The sequence below is a fragment of the Bacteroides congonensis genome (genome assembly GCF_900130125.1).
Classification (GTDB): Bacteria; Bacteroidota; Bacteroidia; order Bacteroidales; family Bacteroidaceae; genus Bacteroides; species Bacteroides congonensis.
This window is the reverse complement of the sequence record NZ_FQXY01000011.1, coordinates 370,793-395,188: the sequence shown is the minus strand read 5'-3', so window position 1 is coordinate 395,188 and position 24,396 is coordinate 370,793. Positions and strand designations below refer to the sequence as shown.

The 24,396-nt window shown below is 45.7% G+C and carries 14 protein-coding genes; 2 read left to right on the top strand and 12 right to left on the bottom strand.

From position 1 onward, the window contains the following. Positions 1-27: 27 nt before the first annotated feature. Positions 28-333, bottom strand: coding sequence for a hypothetical protein (locus tag BQ7997_RS19090; protein WP_022137790.1), 306 nt, complete (start codon positions 331-333; stop codon positions 28-30). 223 nt (positions 334-556) lie between these two features. Between BQ7997_RS19090 and BQ7997_RS19085 the strand changes: the two genes are divergently transcribed. Continuing rightward, on the top strand, positions 557-763 hold the full coding sequence (locus BQ7997_RS19085; protein WP_022137791.1) for a hypothetical protein: 207 nt from the start codon (positions 557-559) through the stop codon (positions 761-763). 142 nt (positions 764-905) lie between these two features. On the opposite strand, the gene BQ7997_RS19080 is transcribed toward BQ7997_RS19085, so the two are convergent. The 11 genes from BQ7997_RS19080 to BQ7997_RS19030 form a co-directional block, all read right to left on the bottom strand. After that, positions 906-2,483: a glycoside hydrolase family 28 protein gene (locus tag BQ7997_RS19080; RefSeq protein WP_073347667.1), complete on the bottom strand. Its 1,578-nt coding sequence runs from the start codon at positions 2,481-2,483 to the stop codon at positions 906-908. Between the two features lie 27 nt (positions 2,484-2,510). After that, a complete protein-coding gene (locus tag BQ7997_RS19075; protein WP_073347666.1) occupies positions 2,511-4,925 on the bottom strand; it encodes a pectinesterase family protein in 2,415 nt (804 codons plus the stop codon). Between the two features lie 41 nt (positions 4,926-4,966). Beyond that, complete coding sequence (locus BQ7997_RS19070; RefSeq protein WP_073347665.1) at positions 4,967-6,820, bottom strand: fimbrillin family protein; 1,854 nt, start codon at positions 6,818-6,820, stop codon at positions 4,967-4,969. A gap of 62 nt (positions 6,821-6,882) precedes the next feature. Continuing rightward, positions 6,883-8,535, bottom strand: a complete 1,653-nt coding sequence (locus BQ7997_RS19065; protein WP_073347664.1) for a DUF5123 domain-containing protein — start codon at positions 8,533-8,535, stop codon at positions 6,883-6,885. A gap of 20 nt (positions 8,536-8,555) precedes the next feature. Then, positions 8,556-10,457 carry a RagB/SusD family nutrient uptake outer membrane protein gene (locus BQ7997_RS19060; protein ID WP_073347663.1) on the bottom strand — a complete coding sequence of 634 codons (1,902 nt, stop codon included), beginning with the start codon at positions 10,455-10,457 and terminating at the stop codon, positions 8,556-8,558. A gap of 24 nt (positions 10,458-10,481) precedes the next feature. Beyond that, entirely contained in the window at positions 10,482-13,694 is a 3,213-nt protein-coding gene (locus BQ7997_RS19055; RefSeq protein WP_073348458.1) for a SusC/RagA family TonB-linked outer membrane protein, read from the bottom strand. A gap of 44 nt (positions 13,695-13,738) precedes the next feature. Beyond that, entirely contained in the window at positions 13,739-16,132 is a 2,394-nt protein-coding gene (locus BQ7997_RS19050) for a BACON domain-containing protein (RefSeq protein WP_073347662.1), read from the bottom strand. Between the two features lie 34 nt (positions 16,133-16,166). Then, positions 16,167-17,972: a DUF5123 domain-containing protein gene (locus tag BQ7997_RS19045; RefSeq protein ID WP_073347661.1), complete on the bottom strand. Its 1,806-nt coding sequence runs from the start codon at positions 17,970-17,972 to the stop codon at positions 16,167-16,169. 13 nt (positions 17,973-17,985) lie between these two features. Beyond that, complete coding sequence (locus tag BQ7997_RS19040; protein WP_073348457.1) at positions 17,986-18,876, bottom strand: hypothetical protein; 891 nt, start codon at positions 18,874-18,876, stop codon at positions 17,986-17,988. 277 nt (positions 18,877-19,153) lie between these two features. Then, positions 19,154-19,966: a LytTR family DNA-binding domain-containing protein gene (locus tag BQ7997_RS19035; RefSeq protein ID WP_073347660.1), complete on the bottom strand. Its 813-nt coding sequence runs from the start codon at positions 19,964-19,966 to the stop codon at positions 19,154-19,156. Positions 19,967-19,969: 3 nt separating this feature from the next. Next, entirely contained in the window at positions 19,970-20,770 is an 801-nt protein-coding gene (locus tag BQ7997_RS19030) for a LiaF transmembrane domain-containing protein (protein ID WP_022137802.1), read from the bottom strand. Positions 20,771-21,114: 344 nt separating this feature from the next. Between BQ7997_RS19030 and BQ7997_RS19025 the strand changes: the two genes are divergently transcribed. After that, on the top strand, positions 21,115-24,378 hold the full coding sequence (locus BQ7997_RS19025) for a SusC/RagA family TonB-linked outer membrane protein (RefSeq protein WP_073347659.1): 3,264 nt from the start codon (positions 21,115-21,117) through the stop codon (positions 24,376-24,378). Positions 24,379-24,396: the final 18 nt, after the last annotated feature.

Genomic DNA, 24,396 nt, shown 5'->3' with positions numbered 1-24,396 from the left:
ATAGTGTACCAACCGGTCTTCTATTATCTAATAGTTTTCAATAATTAGCTGTTTGTTACCGGTTTTTAATTTTATAGTAGCAACCTTTCTGCCACCATAGACATCTAATGAATCTATTGTATTCAAAATTTCATGTGGTGCATGGTCAAACAAGAAGGATACTAAACAATCACTTACATATTTACCGGGTTCAAGTATGAAATTTTTTATACTCCAGTTTGAAGGAGCTACTTGTGGCAAAACAGTTACAGCATAACAGATTTCTTGTTTAGGAAGAACAGATAATCCACCTTCTTCTTGTTTTAGCCAATATATCTTTCCTTCTTTTTCCATTACTCCTTATTTAATTGATAGTATTATGCCAACAGCAGTCATTTACACTGTTATATTTCTAAGTATTTGCATTGTTATGTGCTTGTTACAACTACCTATATTTGCAAATATAGGGATTGTTTTTTGCAAAAGCGTATTAAAGATACAATAAATGATTGGAGAAGCTAAAGAACTTTCTTATCTTTATGTTCGTTAGATATTTAATAATGAAAGGAAAATAGTTATGGATACAGCAATGAATCAAGGCGTTTTTTTGAGCATACCGAAATCCGATATAAAGTTCTTCAAAGAACTTGCTAAAAAAATGGGATGGGATATTGATATAAGAGAAGACTTTTTGAAAGACTATATAGCATCACGTCCCCAAAAAGTAAATCTTTCGGAAGAAGAAATTCTAGCTGAATTAAACGCCACAAGATACGGGGAATAAAAATAATTATTGATACAAAAGAACTAAATGTTATCATACCAACACATTGTGGTACACCATTCATAAAAATACAGTACATAATAAAAGGGAGATATCAGGTTGTCACACCCAAATCCCCCTTTTTTAACTATCCGACCGACTATCAATTCTTTGTAAGCAGCCGTTTTTCCGAAATCGTTCCGTATTCTTCGCCGTTGATAGTAATACCTGTTGTATTCTCTATCTGTATCATCGAATCGTCGGGAGTTTCTATATCCACGTTCTCTATGTTAATCTTTGCGACTTTGTTAATCACAATGCCTTGCTTCGCACCCGTCACCACCATATTCTTTATGGATATGTTCTCAATCGGCATTTCGGGAAGCCCGTTCAGATACACTGCCCGTCCGGCTCCCTTGCAGAACACGTCCGAGATGTGTATGTTCCTGAATGCCGGAGTTTCTTCGGTAACATCCGGCACAGGTTCGCCCGGAGCACCTTTGGCGGCATAATACAAGTCGGCAATCAAGGCATCATTCGGGATGTCTATCATGTTGATATTGTTGATATAGATATTCTCCACAACACCGCCACGACCGCGTGCACTCTTGAACCGCAGCCCTACGTCCGTACCGATGAAAGAACACTCGGACACATATACGTTCTTCACGCCGCCGGACATTTCGCTGCCAATGACGAATCCGCCATGACCGTGCAACACGGTATTGTTTCTCACAATCACGTTCTCACAAGGCTCTCCACGTCTGCGCCCGTCTTTATCCTTTCCCGATTTCAGACAAATCGCATCATCACCTGCATCGAAGAAACAATTCATTATCAGTACGTTCTTGCAGGATTCCACATCGAGCGCATCCCCATTCTGAGAATACCACGGATTGAACACCTTTACATCATTCAACGTCAGGGATTCACATGACAAAGGATGGAGACACCAACTCGGAGAATTTTTGAACGTCACTCCTTCCAAAAGTATTCTCTTACTCTTCACGACACTCAGCAGAACCGGGCGCAACCAGCTTTTCATTTCTTCCCACTCTTCAATGCCGATGTCCGGACGCTTGTTTCCCCAGTCCGCCATAAGCACAGATGCTTTCAAAGCCCCTTCGTTGGGATACCACACCTTGCCGCTTTCGTCTACTTTCCCACCGGATTTCAACAGCTTGTTCCACTGCCCTTCCGTCATTTTGCTTTTCTTTACAGGACGCCACTTGTCACCCGCACCGTCGAAAACGCCATGACCGGTAATGGCTATGTTCTCTGCGTTCACTGCCGAGATAGGTGATTGGCAACGCTTGGTATCCAGCCCTTCAAACGAAGTAGTTATAATCGGATATAAGGAAGTATCACCACTAAATACTACAAGGGCGTTCTTTTCCGCATGCAGGTTGACATTGCTGAGAAGGACGACAGGCCCCGTCAGCCATAGCCCTTCCGGGATAACCACCCGACCGCCGCCTTTGTCGTGCACCGCTTTGATAGCATTATTTATTGCTTCCGTATTCAGCGTCACGCCATCGCTCTTCGCACCAAAATCACATATATTCACCTGATAATCAGGAAAAGCAGGACGTTCCACGACGGGCATGGAGAAAGGCAGGTTGGCATATATAGCTTTCAAGTCCTGCCCTGTCCCTGCCGCCTGCGGGGCGGGATGCTGGCAAGCGCAAAGGACGCTTAGGATGGCTGGTACAAGACCAGCCATTTGAATCAATCTATTCATATCTTTTTTACCTTAATATATATTGAACTATTTGAACCAGTCGGCGTCGGTATAGCCGTCCCAACTCATGATGGTTTTGCGTGTCCCAAAGTATTGGTTGTACTGTTCGTCACTGAGTTGCAGCACAGTGTTGCGTACTGCTGCCGGAATAGACTCGTAGAGATTGGCTCCCGATTCCGTCTTACAGTTGTAAAGTTTGCAGCCGGTGGCGACAGTAGGCACTGCCGGAGTAAGTGGCTTGTTTTCACCCACAAAGTTGGCACCATATATATTGGCAAACGTACAATTCAAGAAAGTGAGGTTATCCGGTTCGTACTGGTAAATCAGGGTAGAACTGGTGACACCCGCGCCCACAGTGAAGCGGCTGTTCAGGAATACATAGCCCAAGTAGCCCTCTCTGACGCGTGCCTGCATTACAGCACGTGTGCCGGTAGGTGCATGAAGCTGGCAGTCTTCAAACAGTACTACTTTGCCCGAACCCCAGATAAAGTCGGTAGCTCCGGCTATGAAGCAATCCTTGAACCAGTTGTAGCCACCACCCGGAAGCAGGGTATCCTGAAAACTCAACACACGGCAATTAATGAAAGCAGCCGACTTGTTGTTGATATAAAGTGCTTCCGCCTGACCATTCTTGCCCAATGTCCATCCATAAGCATTTTCTATCGTCACATTTTCGAAACGAATCTTATCGGAGTTTCCATCAAGCATCATCATCGAACGGCCACCGGACTTGGAAATTACAGTACCGACCGGAGCAAACTGGTCAATGTTGATTCCCGCACCTATGCCGCCGTTGATGTCATTGCTGTTATCGTATTGGATATTGACAGCCGTATTGTCGCTCGCATTCCCTTTCACAGTGATATTGGTCTGGTCGCGCAAGTAGATGATTTCCTGATAGATGCCATTATCCATTTGGAATGTCTTGGGAGCATTCAGGTCGATGTGCGTCGCACAGAAATCAATAGCGCCTTGCAGGGTATAGAAGTCAGCGTTGGGGTCGGTATGGCTAATCTTCAGTTCATAATTCGGTCCTGCCGGCATCGGTGCGGGCTTGGTCTTGAAAGTCCATGCACGACCGTATATTCCACGGAAGTCCGTCTGCTTCACGGCAGCCTGGTCTATCGTCACATAATATTCGGTATCATATTGCAGGCGTTGTTGGTGAGGCTTGATAATGAAATCGTTGCCTTCCACCCTCACCGGATAATAGTTGACGACACGGCGACTGACGGAAGAACCCGTGGGCGTAACGCCGATAATATCCATCCATGTATTCAACTGAGTTACACCATCAACAATGGATACCCTGCGGTCGGACAGACTGATTTCGTCTACCTGCTTATGGTCGCTCATACGATAGATACGGATACAACCGCTCGTGCCGAGTTCGGGTGCCGTCCCTTCAAACGAGATTTTCAGTTCGGTATCCGCAAATGCTTGCTGTGTGCCGTCGGCAGGGGTCAGGTTATATCCGGTGACAGGGGTCTTATCACCGTCTGCCGTGCCGTCCTCGTTGCTTCCGTCTTCCCAGGGAGCTGAGGAGTTTCCGGCATCCACACTTTCGAGACGTCCCATTTCTACAAAGCCGCTATCGTCAATGTAGAGCGCAAAGGTATAGCTGTAACCTTTGTGAAATTGCGGAAGGGAGATGTCCAAATTGGTAAATATCCACTCCTTTTCCCTGTCATCCAACACAAAAGAGACTTTGTAGCTATCCTTCAGTGATGAAGGAAGGACGATGGCTTCGTAGAAGCCGGTTGTACCATTGTGATAAGGGGTGATGGTGGCAACCGAACTCTCGTCAACCGTTAGTACATCGGTCTGTACATTGAATGAAGCCGCCGTCTGCATCCCTTCAATCCTCACATCACTTACTTCCAACGGTTCTTTCTCCATATTCACGAATTTCAGAATCACTTTAGACAGGCGATGCGTAAAGTTCAGCGAGATATGGGGAGCAGTCTCTTCGGAGTAAGTATAGTCCTCGTTCGTGGCAGCATATAGCAAGTCGCAGGCTGTGCTGCCCTCTCCTTGTGCCGCCAATTGCACGGGATAGTCAAAATTACGTATATCGGCAGTGTACGGATAGTATGCCACGAACTTCACCGGCACTCCGTCGTTTTGTACCTTGAGCGGTGCGGAAGAAGTAAAAGAAACCGATGCTCCCTCTTCAGAGCAGATATATGGCACGTTCACTGTCTCTACGGCAGGTTCAAGCGTTTTCGCGTCCAACACGTACGCCCCAATCTTATCACCCTCATTCCATGACAAACCGTCTTGAGTGACACGGGTTGAGAAAGCTGTAAGGTCTACGCCGAATGTGACCTCGCCCGTAGCAGAGGGTTGCTTGATGCCCGTTTCCTGCTCGTCGTCCGAGCAGGAAAGGCAACACAAACTACCTGCCAATAAAGGGTATATTAATGAATGAAATAATTTCATAACTGGATTGTTTAATCAGTATTACAATAATGTATCAAAGATTACCGGGCACTCTTGTACCAACGCGGGTCACCTGCCTGTGCGTCAATCTTGAGTTTGAAGTTGCCGTTTGCAGGGTCTTCAAAGAGTTCGGAGACGGTCATAGAAGTATTTACCCAAGCATCGGGGAAAGTACTTGCATCTACAGGATTTCCGTGTACATTCACTACTGCCAATTTTCCGTCCTCGGAAGCAGCCGCATAATTACCGGAGAATGCCTGCACATTCATCTTATACCCGATATTAGGATTTTTATCTACGAAACAAGCCGAAACATTATTCCTGTAATATAAATTACCATTGTCATACCTGCTTTCAAAAGGAGTTGCAGTCAAACCGACCAAAGTACAGTTCTCTACAGTTACAGCTACATTATTGGCATCTTTTACGTAAACAGCACGCTCTGTCATATTGTAAAGTGTAGAATTAGTGATAGTGATTGCTTTAGAACCATAATAGTTGAAAACGCTTTTCATATTCGCAAACTGGCAGTCATCGATTAGCACGGCAGAAAGCAGGTTTTGCGCTCCATTATCTCCATCCGACCAGTCGCAAACAGTCTTCATATTATTGAAGTTACACTTCTTCAACTCAATGACAGCATCCACCGCGAGTTGGGCAGTTTCATTGTTAGTCAGCAAAGCCGTCAAGTTATCACCCGTAATATCCAGATTGTTCAACGCAACCTTTTGCAGACCAGTATGTTGAATTTGTTTCAGGTTCAGCTTAACCTGTTCTTCAGTATCACCAATCAACAATAATTCGTTTACCTCTTCGGGCACAACCATTGCGTCGCTGAACGTATAACCATCCGCATTGGCGGCAAAAACCAACGCAACCTTACCGGAAGCACCGGACAATACGGTTGTCAAATCTTTTTCCGCAGTAACCGCTTTCTGAGTATAGTCGGCAGGTATAGCCTCATTTTCGGAAACTTTATCACCGTCGCCGTCTTCGCTGCCACCATCACCCCAAGGTGTGTTGCTACCGTTACCACCACCGATTTCTCCGGTGGTTTCCTTGCCTACCGTGATATTGAAAGTATATTCATAGCCTGCCACAAACTTATCAATCCGGCTGGTTTCGGGCACAGTGTACTGATACTTGCTGCCGTCTGCCATAATAGTGAGGGACATCTTGTTTATCACCTCTTCGGCAGGCAGCATAATGCCAATGAATGACTTACCGTCTTTTTTCTGCAAGTCGACAGGTTTCGGCGTATCCATATTTGTCAACGTACCGTCAATCAGGTTGAAAGTAGCCGTAGTATTCATGCCGCCTACTGTCACACTCGTCACATTCGATACATTCTCATTCGTTATGTTGACACGCAGAAGCACCAACTGATGATGGAAAGTAAACGCCAATCCACCGGCCAACAGGGATTCCGTAGACTGATTGGCAGCCTTTGCCCACATTAAATCGTGGGCAGAGATACCATCGGACTGTTCGCCCAAGTCTACCTTATAAAGTGCCGCCGTGGCATCAAGCACATCGGCAGACGTGGTATGCGGATAATAAGCCACAAAATTAACAGGCATATCATAGATAGCTATCCCCGGAGTGGAAGAGAAATTCACCGTACGTCCACTGCCAATTGTGGTATATTTCACGTTAAGAGCATCGTTCAATACATTCTTGTCCTCCGTGTCGAACATATAGATACCTATCGCATCTTCGCTTTCCCACTCACTGGTTTCGCTATTCAACCGTGTAGAAAAACGGTCATTACCCGAACTGACGGAACTAAGCCTTTTCTGACCGTCGCCATCCGTAAAAGAACTTTCATTAACTTCGCTACAAGCTACTGCCAAAGTACCGGCAACTGCCAGAAAAAACAAATGTTTCAGATTCATACTATTATATTTTAGTTTATTTCTACTCATATTATTTCATTAAATAAATCTCTGTTTATTTTTTAAGGTAACCAACGCGTATCACCGGCACGACTGCTTACTATCGGAGACGAAGTATCTTTAATCGTCAAGTCTCCATTAACCGGGTCGGCAAACAATTCGGCGGCCGTAATGTCAAGGTCGGTAGCGTTCATATTCTTACCACCCAGCAAATAGTCTGATGTAGTATAGTTGTCGGAGAATGTGGTAATGGTATTCGCACCGATAGCAAACAGGTCACCACAAGGAGATGCCAGTAAGATTCCCTTCATTACCAGTTCGGAACCTACGGCAGACTCTATGTTAATCAGACGTTGGTTGCGGCTGTAATTGTAGATAGTCACGTTCTTAAATTCCAAGTAGACAGGCTTATCCATATAAGGAGCATAGAAGAGATTCCCCCAACCATAGCCGTTCGTTCCGTCATTGTCATTGCTGAACGTACAGTTGCGGAAGATGGCACGGTCCAACTGGTCATAAGACACTCCGTTATCCTTGTTGAAAGACTGAAGATTAACCAAACCATATGCACTGGTTTGCCATCCGCAACCTTCAAAACGGCATCCTTCCATCTCGAAGTTCATAATGTGCTTGGCATTGGCAGACTGATGACGCCAGAAACCACGGCGGAGACTGATAAAGTCACAATTTACAAAGCTGACATTTTCTATCGTGTACGGTTTGTCGGAATTCATAAAGTAATTATTGTTGGCTTCGTGGCGGAACTCTATATTATCAAATTCCAGACTGGCGAGATAAGAACCCTCTGCCACGCTCCAACTACCCTCTAAAATAACAACAGGCTTGACACCGTCACGACTACCTGCCAAACGGAAACCTTTCATCAGAGTGAACGGAGTGATGCGATAGGAAGAACCTGCCGGCAAGTAATATTCCGTTCCTTCGGGCACTTCGGGGTTAACGTCGTTATTCAGCAACATAGCGGACAAGTCATCGTCCAGACCTACCTGTATGGACATTGCCGACGGCCCGGCTGTACGGAAAGTAACCTGATTGTAAGGTTTGTCATACTTACGCGGTTTACTGGTATCATATAAGTTGACAGCGTACAGCGTATTCTTGGTCAGACCATCCACTTCGGCGTATCCCTGCATCATTTCTTCGATAGTCAGATAGCGGCTGACGCCGGACAGGGTAGTATCCATCATAGGCATGATGCTTATACTATCCACCGGATTCTGCTTGTTGTCTTTCTTCCAGCGAATCACAGCCGATGATTCCGTAACCTCGGTTTTGGAGACATCTTCCACCAGTTTGGCATACTCCGGACGCGCTTCGGTAGAAGCACTGACGTAGCTCCATTGTGAGTTGTTTTCAGTTCGGGCAGCATTGCTGCGCACACGGATATAGAAAGTCGTCCCGTAGGGTATATCGTCAATGAACACATAAGGGTCGGTGGTTTCCAGATTCATGAACAAATCCGTGTGATACTGATCCCGATAGAGTTCCACTGTATAAGAGGCGGCATCGTTCACTTTATACCATACCAATGTCACAGAGTTTGCCTTCACCTCCGGTTTCTCCAATACAAACCGGGGCTGAAACAAGTCGTCCACCTTGGCGTATTTGTAATCTTCCTCACAGCCCGCAAGTAAAGTGCCGCACAGCAGTACAGGCAGCATAGCCGTAGCAAGTTTTCGTAATATCTTTATCATAACGTTTTGTCTTTTACTGATTAGTATCCATAATAGTTCCGAATCAATCCGCGATGGTCTGTTATGACCTTGGAAGGATAAGGGCACAGGTATCTCACAGGGTCGGTAGGTTTCACCAACTGGTCGTTGTTCTTGTTGATAAATCCGCGGAAGCTCCATGAAATGGCATCCAGTGTCTCGTAAAGTTGTGTCTCCTTATTCAACACTCTCCATCCCAATGCATATTCCAATACCGTGTAGCCGGCAGGACGACCTACACCGGGGCCGTATTCGTCGATACCTACAATATCCAGCACCATCCTGTCCGGATGTTCAGGGTCTTCCACTTGCTTGTAGTAGATGTTGGTCGGTACTTTCTCAATGCCCGGAACGTATCCTCCCCGTGCCACGACACCCCAGTTAACCATCTCGTTATAAAGATTATAGATGACCTCACCATACTTGTTCCAACGGGCAAGGTCGTACTTGCGGATACCTTCTCCGCCAAATTCCCACTTACGCTCGTCCATAATAGCTTGGAAGAAGTCCGCCTCGTTGGTCAGGGTTTCTACATAGTTCTCCACTTTGTCCGTCCATTGAGCCGTATCGAAAGCACGGCGGCGGACACGTTTCAACGCTTCTTTGGCATCATCGCGCGGACCGTAGAGTTCGTTCACGGCCTCAGCATACATCAGCAGCACATCGGCAAAGCGCATACGCACGCTGTTGATACCTGTGTTCGAGCCACTGGAAGCACCCAGCGGTGACTGCATATAGAGTTTTGACCATTTGCCTGCCCCCATGCCGGTTACGCCCATATCAATCTCCTGATTCAGGTCTTTGTCATATTTATAAGGCACGCAAGTCATGCCGCGGCGCAAGTCGTCCTTGTCAAACGAGTAAACGTAAGTCCCGCAGAAAGTTACGTAATTGCGGGCACTGCCATAGGCATGTTTCCCTTCCGCGATAGTGACACCGATATTATAGCCGTAGCGGCTTGTGACGCTCTTCAGCATCGGGACGGCAAAAAGCACATCGTCATTGTTGGCTGTCTTCCAGTTGCACTCATTCACCCACAGGTTCTCAAAACTTTGGGTAAGGTCGTGCTTGCTTTCTTTAATCACTTTGCCCAGCCAAGTGACGGCAATCTCATAATAATGTTCAAAATTATCGCCACGTTCCATATAACCGACATGAGTCACGTCCTCTTTGTCGGCACGAAGCGTCCAACCGCCACGGTAGAGGGCGAGTTGCCCGATAAGCGCCTGGCAATATTCACGGGAAGCACGCTCCACGCCGTAATCCAAATCTGCGGCATATTTCATCATCGGTTCCGTGGCTATCAGGTCATTTATCAGATATTCCAGAATAACATTACGGTCGGTAGTGCCCAAGCTGAAGAAGCTATCCGTAGATTCGGTCGGTTCGGTGACAAACACGACATCTCCCCATGTGCGAATCAAGTCCAGATAGAGCATGGCACGAAGCGTTTTCACTTCTCCATACATCTGTTGTGTCTCGGTAGGAATGTCACCGGTGACTTTGGCGGAAAAAAGCGGTGACTCCTGCACAGCCTGCAAAAAGTCGTTGGCATAGTTGATGGCGTAATACAGGTTGTTCCATGTAGCGTTCAATACCGACCATGTGGGACGGGAGTCAAAACAGCCGATGTCCGAACCGTTGGTATTGACCGTATTGTTCTTGAATGAGCTCATCTCCACATCGGTATTCGTATTCAAGCCGCTGGCAAGGTTGCTGCCGTACAGTCCGTCCTCCGTCATGGAAGAGTAGATGCGCGTCATCAACGCCTTCATTTCCGCCTCGTCGGAGAATATGTACTCGGGAGTAAAACCGGAAGCCGGCTGCACGTCCAGAAAATCATTGCAGGATGTCAGGGAAAGCATGCTTCCGGCAATGAGTGAATATATCAGTTTCTTATTCATAGTTCTTCTTTTTATAGATTTCAATTAAAAAGTCAACTGTGCGCCGAATGTATAGGTACGGCTGCGCGGATAACGGTTGTAGTCAATGTTCGGAGTCAAGCCGGTGGCGATATTCACTTCGGGGTCATAGCCGCTATATCCGGTGAGGACAAACAGGTTGTTGCCCGACACATAGAAACGGACTTTGTTCAAACCTACTTTCCTCGTCCATGCTACAGGCAAGGTGTAACCGAACGTAGCCGAACTAAGACGCAGGAACGAGCCATCTTCCACCGCATACGACATACTGATAGGACGTCCGATGGAAGTAGGATTCCACATGGTTGCGTCTTTGTTGAATTCCGCCAGTATTTCGGGACTATAACGAATCTCATTACCCATGTCGTCAAAGTTGCGCCAACGTTTGTCGGATGCTATATCCATCAGGAAGTTATTGTCTTTATTGTCCGCCCAGGTGGTCAGCATAATCTTGTTGGCATTCAGCACATCAAAATCGTACATATAACTGAAGAACATACTCAAATCAAACCCTTTGTAAGTGGCATTGAGTCCGAAACCACCCGAGAACTTCGGAGTAGTGTTACCAATAACGGTACGGTCGGCTTCCGTCAACTGATAGGGATTGGTGCTGTTGGGGTCTACCGGAGTCAGTTTCTTGAACTTGGCATTACCGGGACGCGGAGTGTCGGACAACGGGCTTGAATCGACTACGCCCGCTTTCAACTTCCATGTACGAGCCTGCGTGTCGAAAGACTCAAAGTCGTCTACCGTGTAGAACCCGTCGTTCACGTACCCGTAAATCAAGCCGCTTGTGCCGCCTACATAAGCACGGTAGTCATCGGAATTTACGACGTCGTTTCTCCATCCCGAAGTAAGAATCCATTCCTTTTCACCGCTTGCCAGTTTGTCAATCTTGTTTTTATTATGACCGATATTGAAGGTAGCGTTGAGCGAGAAATCCTTCGTCTCTACCAGCCAGGCATTCAATTGGAGTTCGATACCGCGGTTCGAGGTCTGTCCGACGTTGGTCATCAGTTTGGTGTAACCGGTGTAACCCGGGATGTCCGAAGGAACCAACAAGTCTTTCACTGTATTCCAGTAATATTCGATAGTACCGCTCAGACGTTCTTTGAAGAAACCGAAGTCAAGACCGATATTTCGTGTAATGGTCTTTTCCCACTTCACATCGGGATTGTACACATATTTAGTGTTATAGAACGTGTAGTAATAATGGCTTGTCTCACCCCATCCCGCCGGACGGTTATTGTTGGCACGATACAATTTCTGATAAAGGTCGGTGTCGATGCGGTCGTTACCGGAGATACCATAACTGAATCTTAACTTCAGGTTGGATATCACCTGACTGTCTTTCAGGAAATCTTCGTTAGACATACGCCATGCCAGTGCTCCTGCCGGGAAGAATCCCCAACGGTTGCCGGACGCAAATTTGGAAGAGCCATCGGCACGTAGCGTCACTGTAGCCAGATATTTGTCGTTATAGCCGTAGTTGACACGCCCGAAGAAAGAAGAGATTCGCGAAGGAGAGTCGGACACCGAAGAGTTTTGGTAAGCAGTTCCCAATGACAGATTGTCAAATGCTTTTTCCGCCGTGATGCTTTCAGGGAGATAACGGGTGGAGAAAGTTTTGGTAGTGGTCTGGTTATGCTTGATTTCCTGTCCGAGCATCAGGTCGATGGAATGCGCGTCTTTCAACATGAAGTTGTAGTTCCACACGTTGGTAAGCTGCCACTTGGTGCCTTGCTTCATGCTCCATTCCGCCATCGGCTGATTATTATTGTTGCGGGCATTGCTTGTGCCCATTCCCCAAAAGCGGCGTTGCTCTTCGGAATTATTCTCAAAACCAAACTCGGTGCGGAAGGTCATACCTTTTATGATGTCCCATTTGACGGCACCCATCGTATTGAGAGACTTGTTGATTCTCTTCTTATAGTTCTTCTCCGATTCTTCTATCGGATTGAAGCGGGTCACTTCATCCAGTTGGTCGGGGTCAAAATAGGTATCATCCTCGGGAAGCGTCATATATTCGTCCAGACCGGTGGTAGGTCTTTCGCGCAAAGCCGTCAGCAGGCTGACCCCTTCCGTGCCTGAACCGTCCACCTCTTTATGCAGCAAGCGGGTGCGGTACTCAAGTGTCAGGAATTTGTAAGGCTTGAAGTTGAAGGAGGCATTCAGATTGTTCTGTTTCAATCCGTTGCCCACCATCACGCTCGGCTGATCCTGATGGATGAAAGATAGTTTATATTTGATTTTTTCAGTACCTCCGTTCACGCTGAGGTCTATCGACTTTGCCACCGGATTGCTTCCGAACACTTCATCCTGCCAGTCGGTTCCGGGATTGCCCTGATAGATATAGTGTTCATACGCATGCCCGTATTTATTGTTAAAATCTGTAGGATTAGAGCTTTTCTGGCGGGCACTTTCATATTGCATCAGTACAAATTCGTAAGGATCCATGACATCGAGCTTCTTTGACAGTTCTTTGGTCTGCATATAAGCATTGAGGTTAATCACCACACGCCCTTCCTGCGGACGCTTGGTGGTCACCAGAATTACACCGTTGGCTCCACGTGCCCCATAAATAGCTGTAGAAGCCGCGTCTTTCAATACCTCGATAGACTCGATATCCGTAGGAGGAACATCATTGAGGCTGCTTACTTCAAAACCGTCGAGGATGATAAGCGGGCTGTTATCCTGTGTGATAGATCCTCCGCCACGTACCAGGATTTTGATTTCGGCATCGGGAGAACCGTCTACCGTGGTCACCTGTACACCCGGCAATTTACCGACAATGGCTTCGCCGACAGAAGTGGTCTGCACCTTTTCCAATATCTTGCCGGACACACTGGCGATAGAACCGGTAAGGTTGCCTCTTTTCTGGGTTCCGTAACCGATTACTACCACGTCGTCCAATACGCCGATTGCTTCCTTCATGTGGATTTGGATATTGGAGGTACGTCCTTTCAACGGTTCTTTTACCTCTTCCATACCTACATAGCGAACTATCAGCACGGCCTTGGCTACATTGGGCACACCGGCTAATGTAAATTTACCGTCCAAATCGGTTGTAGCACCTATCGAAGTGCCTTGCACCGTCACTGTGGCACCAATCACCGGCCCCATGTCATCGGTCACCGTACCGGTCACGGTAGCAGTCTGTGCCATAGCACCCACCGCTACCCACAGCAGGATAAATATGTTTATGATTATTTTATTCATCATTCTATGCTTTTATTATAAATAGATTTATTTGCTCCACAGGTTTATTTCTTTTCCATTACTACACCGCCCTGGTTCTGATAGTAGATGATGTGCTGTACCAGGTTGTGGAAATAAACTTCGATGTTCGGATAGCGTCCGTTAGGGTCGACCGAGGAATTTATCTGCCATGCGTCATTCGGGTCGTTGGGGTTCAGGCCGTAAGCCTCTTCCCAAATATCGGGAATACCGTCACCGTCCGTATCAGGCCAAGGTGTCAATGATTTCACGGAAATATAACCTTCGGTATCCGATACGGTATCAATGATTCCGGGCTGTTTGTCCTTGCCGTCCTCTTCAGGTTTGGAACCGATATGCGTATAGGTACCTTCCCTTACTTCGCGGACTACACGCTGGTCTATCAAGTCCCTGCGCAGAGAGGCTCCGGCGTATTCAAGTACTTTGTCATAAGCCTGTGCGGCTGTATGACTGGTCACTTTGCTGTAAGGCTGATAGTCCGCCATCTTCATGGCCTGCTTGTCAGCATCGGGAACATTACCCAGTGAAGAGTCAAATTGTTCCCAGACACCTTTTGTCCAGTTATCGGTGGTTGCATCAGAGTTACCCGCTACATAGTTGCCGTTAATGTAGGCTCTGGCAGTAGGGTCGCTCGAAAGAATCCGGTAAGAGCGGTTGTTGGTTCCGGTGGCAGGCCCCGGTTTGTAATAGCAGTTGGTAAGGTTGAAAGACGCATACTTTCCGCCGTAACTGCCTTGTCCCCTTCCACTCCAATTATAATAGACGTTGTTCCGCACATCGAAATATCCGGTAAAGTCGTAAGATTCTTGTGTGCCGGGAGCGGACAAGTCGGAGATACGCGGACACCGACTACCGTGGTGTGCCAGTAATATATGGTGGAACGATGCGTTGTCACCGCTAAACATGGCTCCGTAACCGTGGGCGCCCTTGGCGTGATTGGACAGGTTCATGCTTTCGGAAGCAATACACCATTGTGCCGTGAAGTTCCGCACACCATAGAAAGTCAACGTCTCGTCCACACTCCATCCTGCCGTAACGTGGTCGATAATGGCATCTTTGAAGTAACGCCCGCCGATAGCGTCTTCACCATAATCGGCAAACTGGTCGCCCGGACGGCAGCGTAGGAAGCGGACAACGGCATTCAGACTGGAGCCTGCACCTATGGCCGGATCTTTAGAGAGATTGAAGGTGAAGTTATAGTTCTTCAAGGTGATACCGTCACCCGGCGCTGTCTGTCCGATAATGCTCAGATTGGGATACTCGTTCAGATACAGACCTCTTTTCAGTTCGATGATACCGGATACGTCAAAGACAATCGTACGCGGTTGGTTGGATTTTTCGATTCCGTAACGTAAGCTTCCCTCTATAGGAGTTTCGTTTTTGTTATAGTCTGCCAGCGTTGTCACATGATAGATTTCGCCGCCACGACCGCCGGTAGTAAAACGTCCGCCGCCCTCAGCACCCGGAAAAGCAAGGATAGAAGCAGAAGTGTCATCACCGATGCTTGTATCGGGTCTGCCGTATTGGAAAATGGTAAGTGTCTTATCCAATATCTTGACTGTCGCCGTACGCGGCAACGGGCTGTTACTGTTATCTTCGATATTCAGTACCACCTCGTCGGCAGTAGAGTTTCTCCTGTCCTGTGTAATCCATGTTTCGGATATGGAAGCATCGTAATCTACCGGATTTTCTCCTTGCGGAGCCGATATAACCAATGTACGGAATTTATAAGGAAGGATATACTCGTCCTGTTCTATGGTTACCTTACCGCTTACTCCGTCCTGTGTCACTTTCAAGATGCGTTGCAAGGTGTAGCTGCCTACGGAATTGAATGCCAGAATAGCTGTCCTGTCTTCCTGATTCGCATTGGCGTCTACGGTGAATGTTACTTCATCAGTAGCAAAGCTACGGGTTCTTGGTGTTGTTTCTTTCAACTTAATCCAGTTGTATTCTTCTGCTATATCCACATCCCATTCCACGTTTGCCACTACTTTGCAGACAAATGTACCTTCCCTGAACGGCAAGGGAGCTGATGAACAATCAAACAGAATATCGGGGTCGGCACCGAGTTGCTCAACGCTAATCTCCTGTTCCAATGTAGAGCCTGCGCCCGTCATTGAAACTTTGACCGTACCCGTACGCTTGGGACCGTCCGTATTCTCGGTGAAGAACAGGCGAAGGTCGCCATTGCCCTCTCCCGAGTTTTTGGATATACTCAACCAGCCACCTGTCGAGGTCACCTCGGCAGTCCATTCAGAGGTAGCCGTTATGTTGATGGTGAACGAGCCGTTCACATTGCTCAGCTTCACCTCGTTTTTCGACACTTCCAGTTTGGCGGCAGTTGCGGCTGCATTGGAATCGTCATCCGCACTACATGCGCTGAACAGTCCTGCCAACAGTATGAATAGAAAATATCTCATGTCTTGTATCTTTATATTATTAATACTCTATTGATTACTTTATCCAGTGCGAATCACCGATTCTGTTTGTATATACTTCAGAGTTTGTATCGGTAATGGTAAAATCTCTGTCTGCCACATTCTTGAAGAGTGTTTCCATCGGAAGGACGGTTTCTACCGGTATCTCCGAGACATCAACTCCCCAGTTAGTTACCACAAATCCATTGGTGCGATAGTTATTTTCGATAGTCTTGGTTGTAATATTTCTTGTTGTGAACAGGGTTCCCTTATCGGCTTCACAAACACCGCTGAAAAGGTTATTGCGGACAACCAAGTTGAATGAGGACGTATTCTTCGGATTCAAGTCGAAGAAGGTCATCGCAGCAGGAGCCATACTTACGAATGTACAGTTCTCTACCGTCACACCCAGTTCTCCGGTCATACTGCCCAAACCGGTTATCAAGGCTCTTGACAAATCATTGGCATGGAACGTGGAATTTCTGAACACGAAGTTATGCACCGGAGCATCTTGTTTGGTAGAAAGACCGAACATACCGCTCTTGCTAGAATTCAAGCCGAAGAACCGACAATTTTCAATCACAATATTATCAACCACCTGCTTCTGGGGGGCATCCACTTCTTGATACCACATTGTACGTCCCAAGTCGCTTATCTCACAATTCTTCCATGAAATAGTGGATACATGGAAAGCCTGGTTCTTAAACTTGAAGAAGTCGGAAGTTGTCACTTTTATTTTCAGGTTCTCGAAGTGGAAAGCTTCAATAATGGCATCAGGGCAGTTGATACTCATGTTACCCATTTCCATATATGCCGGTTCTTCGCCGTCACCCGGTGTCTGTCCCATGATATAGAGAGCTTTCGGAATTTCGGTCTGTGTACCTAATTTGTAGGTCGCGCCGGCTTTCAGGAAGAGTTTCACCTCGTTCACCGAAGCATCTGCCAACATCGACTTACAGATAGATTCAAGGTTTTCTTCCGGACTAACGTATCTGTATCCGTCGGGGATTCTCATCGGAGCTTCGGGGTTGATGTCTTCTTCATTCCATCCTTCCGACGCAATGGTCACAGTGTAGTCCTGTATTATCGGTTCGTCTACATTGTTCAACGCAAACGCCACTTGTACGGTATCATCAGGCAAAATGGAGAATGCCCCGTCAATAGCTTTAGATTGTATCACCGTATTGTTCTTGTCCAGATAGTCGATACGTACGGATACTTTTTCATTTCCGCTCTGCGTTTCAAACAATACAAGGTCGTCAGTGTAGTTCACGCCACCGGTAGCAGTCTCTTTCTCACGTTGCACTTCTGTCGGAGCTTTTACGAAAGTAGCATCCGAGAGCCTGAAGCCTGAGACAGGTGAAGATATTACCGCACGTAATTTTGAATAGCTCTTATCGGATTTACGGTCGGTGGATTTCAGGCGAAGCACCCCTGTACGGCTATACATACGTATGCTAAGCGGTTCGTTAAAGGGAGACTTATACGTCACCGGTGCCGAAATGGCATACTTTGTTTTGCCCGCCGGATCTTGATTGATCACAATATCATTCAGATTCTTCGGAGCAGGGATAGAATCGGACTGCGTGGTAGAAATGATATTATAGCTTCCGTCAGCCAACTGGAAGCGGTAAAGCGATGAATAATTAGCCACATATTCACCATCGGACGCATAGATAAACAGAGGTTTGTTGGACGAGCCCGTGTTCACCGACCACGGTTCATCATCCAGGAACAACTCTATATCTTTTACTACCGAGGTGGCATATCGTTCTTCTTCAGAACAGGCAATGGTTCCCGACAGGAGTATCAGTCCCGCCAGTGAATAGAATATACTTTTCATAAAACTCCTGTTTTTAAAATTCTGAAACTTCTAATGTAAACGGTTGAACCGGCACACCTTTTTCTTTATATGTAACCGCACGCACTGACGGCCAGGGTTTGTCCAGGTAATTTTCATCCGTAATCTTCATGTGTACGGTAGAACGTTTGGAAGGTTCGAAGCCTATGCCTGTATCAAGAGGGCTGATTATACGGTTCACCTCTTCGCCCCCTTTCAGGTAGACCACATCCACTGATGTCCTGGAACTGCCGTTTATTGTCGGGAACGAGTAGACCGAAGCGGTAAAGCCGGTAGAAAGACTAGTGGAGAAGGTCACATCTTCTACTATACATTCTTTACTTTTCACTTTATACCCCACTGCCACATTCGTAAAGGTGACATCCAACCGGTCAAAACGGGTGATTGCATTCAGTTCTTCTTCCGTCTCCTTAGGTTGGAACACTGCCTGTCCCACCAAGCGCTTCAACTCTATATTGAGCGAGCTGACCGACTTATCAGAAGTAAATCCCACGACATCCGAAATATATACCGGTTTTTGAGCAAATACATCCTGATAAACCACTACCTTGGAAAGACTGTCCGTATCTACCAGACGCGCAGCGTTCGCCACAACGAAAGTTTGCAGGTTCTCTCCCAAAGGCAGGTCTACTTTCAAGTTCCCGTTACCTAAAGGCAGGTTCTTTCCATAAACCATGGAGTCTGTCAGATATACATAAATGCCGATTTCGGAAATTCCCTGTCCGGCAAAGGTTTCAAGACTCGCCCTGCTGAAAGAGAGTCCGACAGGATGCATCTCGGGCGCATTGGGAAGTTGTTCATCCGGTTCCCATTCATCATCCATCTGCTGTGTACAAGAGCAGCAAAAGAGAAACAACAGAAGAAATAGACTTGATAGATGTTTCATAAATATTAGTTTATATAGTTTAAAGATAATCATTAGTTAACACATTGGTCTTTCGACAGTGCAAAATTGAGAAAACAAATGGAAACGAAAGAGTAAGATTTAGTAGAAAAGGAGTAAAAAACGGACTTGGCGCAAATAATACTCCTCATCCGCACAGAAGTGTAAAAATGATGTGCCCTTCCTATGTTATCATAAAACATAGAAAGGGCACATCATCAAAAATCACCGTTTTGAACGGTAAGTTATCGGGTTACTTTTCTTAATTCACCTGTATCCTTTATAATCCCAACCGTTCTTTCAACAACCGGTAACCGGAAAGGCTCACCCGCAATTTCACGCCGTTTTTCAGTAATAACTGATAGGTTTCTTTCCCGAATAATTCAACCCGTGATATTTGCGTCACATTGACAATCGTAGAACGATGCACGCGGACGAATGTATCCGGAGACAGGTGTGTTTCAAAATACTTCATCGTCTGTTCTTTCAGATATTCACCGGATGGGGTTATCAACATCACATAATCCCCGCATGCTTGTATGTAGATTAACTCATCGGACTTGACCAAATGAATACGTGAACCGTCTTTTACTGTAATGCGGTCGATTAATTCGACTGGCGGTTCAGCTTGCTGTTCGGTCACCTGATGTACAATCAGTTCCTTTTCGAGTTCCCGGTTCAAGGCTTCTTCTTTGGCTACAATCAGGCGATACCAAAGAGTGACCGCAATCAGAACCGGTAGTCCGAATAATAACCGGAAAGGTTTCGTTTGGACGAAAGAGATATAAGATACTCCTGCAATCCGCTCCATAATGTCACATACCATAAAACTACCTGCCAGCCAAAGCAGGATTCCGACCAGTATCATAATGACATCCGTCTGGAACAGCGAAACAAGTCCGACGACAAACCACGCCAGGTAAGCAATGGCCGCCAACCAAGCAATCGTTGCTATTCCGTCTACCAAAGCGGGAATATAGCCGGTTCCTGTGTATCCACACACCAAGGCAACCTGACATGTAACCAGAACCAACGCCAGCACCAGCATCGGAATCCAGCGAAAAGGATAATCTATAATCGGATGTGCTTTCATAGGCTAACCTTTCACTTCCAGACCGCCGAAAGAGATCTTGCCCCGAATTACTAATACACTGTCCTGGTTAACATCCCCGTTCGGCCAACGCTTGTCATCACACCCACCAAAGAAGGCGTTACATTTAAATACGATTTTCCAGTCGGAAGGGGCATATATCTCGATTCCGCCCCAGTTACAATCCACGTCGATATAGGTTTCTCCCGATGCAATATGGGTATGGCGCAAATCAATAGTCGTCCCGCCGAATGAAGTACGGACTTCGGCCCCTTTGAACAGTTCATCAAGGACGACGTGGCGTGCAGCCCCCCAAACATTCTCCGAATGTAAAAAACCGTCGACCGAATCGGACTGCTGCTGTTGTTCATTTCCAAAGTTCATGCCGGGTCTGCCCTGATGCATTTCCATCCATTTCTGCCGATGCTCCATTGCATGCCGGCGCGCCCATTTCGCCTTCTTGTCCCTACCAGGTTTGAAGAAAAACAGAATACCTGCTATAATCAATGCGAAAGGCCATACCATTGCCTGTGAATTCTCCGGTAACCATGAAAGTCCGCCTATCAAAAAATAGACACCTATTAAAAAAAGTACGATTCCACCGATGAAATGACGACGAATCATTGAATAGACACCTATTATAATAAGGAGTGAATGCCAGGATACGATCATATCGAATACTTCAGTAGTAATCCATCCCATATTGCGGGCGAACAACAAAACCCCGGAAATAATAAAAAGCGAAGCTATCAGAATCTTGCCGGAAAAGCCTCTGCCCGCAGGTGAAAATGTTTGTTTCTCTTCCATCGTCTTTATATTTAATTGATTGATGGTTCAAAGATACGCCATTTCTTTGTGCTTCTACAGGCTTTTCTGTCGATTTACGGTTTAAAATCCGGTGAATGCCGGATAAAAACCGATGAAAAAGTCAATTTATAAACCCCGGATTCGTATATTTGCCGCGCTTCATAACACAAATATTACCTTCCAAAGCTAATTCCTACACCTTGTAGCAAACTAAAAACAAAAAATACGAGGTGAAAAACAAATATTGCACATGGCTACATTCATATTATCATACTTTTGTAGCGATGAATAAACTCTCTTAAGAGAGATTAAAGACAATAAACAACAACCATTAATTTATAAACATGCAAAGTATGTCTAACAAAGTGAAAAACATGCGCTCCTTATTGCTAATACTATTTTCGGCAATATCGCTCAGCGTATCTGCGCAAACGATTACCGTAACAGGTAACGTGAAAGACACCAACGGAGAACCTATTATAGGAGCCTCTGTTGTAGAAAAAGGTAATACGACCAATGGTACGATTACAGACTTAGATGGTAACTTTTCTATCAAAGTCGATGGAAAAAAGACGCTTGTGATTTCATATATTGGTATGAAAACACAAGAAATTGCTATTCAAGGAAGAAAATCTGTTAATGTAACCATGCAAGATGACTCACAAGCATTGGATGAAGTAGTTGTTATCGGCTATGGCACAGTTAACAAAAGAGACTTGACAGGTTCTGTAGCATCAGTAAATTCTAAAGATTTAGCAGTGGTACCAGTATCCAGTGCAACTGAAGCACTGACCGGTAAACTTGCCGGTGTCAATATCACAACGACAGAAGGTTCTCCTGATGCAGACGTCAAGATTCGCGTACGTGGTGGCGGTTCTTTATCACAAGACAATTCCCCACTTTATATCGTGGACGGATTTCCCGTATCAAGCATTAGCGATATAGCTCCATCTGAAATTCAAAGTATCGATGTTCTGAAGGATGCATCTTCTACTGCAATCTACGGTGCCCGCGGTGCCAATGGTGTTATTATTGTTACTACCAAAAGTGGTAAGGAAGGTAAGACACAAGTAGATTTTAACGCTTCCTTTGGTTTCAAAAAAGTAGCTAAAATGACTAAAGTTTTAAGCCCTTACGATTATGTGGCTTATCAACGTGAAATTGGTTCTACTGCTAATTATGGTAATTATGCAGATATGGATCTTTGGAAGTCCTTCCCGGGAGAAGATTTACAAGACGAGATATTCGGACGTACAGGTAACCAACAACAATATAATGTAAACGTAAGCGGAGGTAGCAAACAGATTAAATATAGCGTAAGTTATGCTCACAATGAAGAAAAAAGTATCATGCTTGGTTCCGGCTTCAACAAAGATAATGTAAATGCTAAAATCAATGCTGAGTTGAACCAATGGATGACGCTTGATTTCAATGCACGTTTCAGCTACTCTTCTATTGAAGGATTAAGCGGTGGAGCAGATACAAACGAAAGCAATGCCGCTAACTCAATTGTTGCAAATGCAATAACTTTCCGACCGGTCGACGCTTTAAGCAACGGCGATCTGGAAGATGAAGAGAATAACTCGGCAACAAGCGCAACACCACTAGAACGCTTATTGGCTACAGAAAAGAACCGCAAGACATTCAACCAGAATTATAATATCGGTCTAAATTGGAAACCCTTCAAAAACTTCACATTCCGTTCAGAATTCGGTTATGGATGGAGATATGATGATACAGAACAATATTGGGGCACAGATGCCGTATCCAACTCCAAGTATGGATATAACGGACGTCCGCAAGCCTTCTTATTGAGAGAGACTTCCAAAAACTGGAGAAATGCCAACACATTAACTTACGAAAACAAGAAACTCTTCGGTGGTCGTGACCGCATGAATGTCCTGATTGGACATGAAGTAAGCAGCAGCTGGAAAAATTCCATAGAAAATGTCTCTGTATCTTTCCCCACATCAATGGGATTTGACGATATGAAAGCGAATATGGGGGCAGGTACTTCATTGCCTACACAATCAACCATCGGTGCGAAAGAAAACATGCTCTCTTTCTTCGGACGTGTCAATTACACCATGATGGACAAATACTTGCTGACGGTTACCATGCGTGCCGATGGTTCCAGCAAGTTCGCCAAAGGTAACCAATGGGGAATGTTCCCTTCCGCAGCTTTGGCTTGGCGTCTGTCTGACGAAGCATTCATGGAAAACGCCAAGGATTGGCTTTCCGCATTAAAAGTCCGTTTAAGTTTCGGTACTGCCGGTAATAACCGTATCAACTCAGGATTATTGGCTACTACTTTCTCAATGTCGGACAACTCTGCACGTGCTCCTTTCTTCGGTGAATCAATGGCTAACATGTTGCAACATACCACCACGCTTTATAATCCTAATCTAAAATGGGAAACAACCGTCACCCGTAATTTCGGTATCGATTACGGCTTTTGGAACAACCGCATTTCAGGCTCTTTAGACGTATATTGGAATACGACAAAAGACTTGCTGATGCAGGCTGAAGTACCATCAAGTACCGGCTATTCCTATCAATACCAAAATTTCGGCAAAACATCGAATAAAGGTATTGAATTTACAGCCAATGCCGTATTGGTGGATCAAAAGAAATTTGGATTGAACTTTAACTTTAACATCGCTTACAACCGTAGCCGTATCGATGAATTGAATACTGACAATCCGTGGCAAGATTACAAATGGGCAGGCAGTAATATTTCCAAATATGAAGTTTTCCGGGTAGAAGAAGGTGGACGCTTAGGTGAAATTTGGGGATATCGCGCCAATGGTTTCTATACAGTGTATGACCCGAAAACTAACCCGAACGGAGATTTAGTATGGAAAGGCGGAAACTGGGTGTTACGCGACGGTCTGAAAGACAACAGTGCTTCAGTAACAGGCGGTTCTTATAAACCCGGTGGATTAAAGCTGAAATGTGACGAAGACGGACAACCTGTAAAAGAACGTTTAGGCAACACAATTGCCCCTGTTATGGGTGGATTCGGTTTTGACGGTCATATCGGCAACTTTGATTTCAATTTCTTCTTTAACTATTCGGTAGGAAATGTGATTCTCAACGGTACCAAGCTTTTGTCGTCTTTCCAGACAGGAAGCAAGAAAGGGTATAATCTGAATAATGATTTTGCTTTAGGCAATCGCTATTCCTGGATTGATCCTGCAACCGGATTAAATCTTTCAGCAGAAAGCACCGCCGTGAAAGAAGCATATGGTGACATGATGACTGCCGGATTACGTCTGAATGAGCTGAACCGGAACGCACAAATCTACAACCCGGCTTCAATGACACAGGCACAAATATATGATTACGCAGTAGAAGATGCTTCTTTCCTACGAATCAACAATATAACAATAGGTTATACATTGCCCAAAACATGGGTGAAGAAAGCTTTCCTGCAAAATGTCAGAATATATCTGACAGGATACAACTTGTATTGTTGGACAAACTACAGCGGTTCTGATCCGGAAGTAGACACCATGAGCAAGAAAAATGCAATGAACCCCGGTATCGACTATGCAGCGTATCCTAAGAGCCGTACATTTGTTGGTGGCATTAACGTAACTTTCTAACTAAATCAAATTAACGAA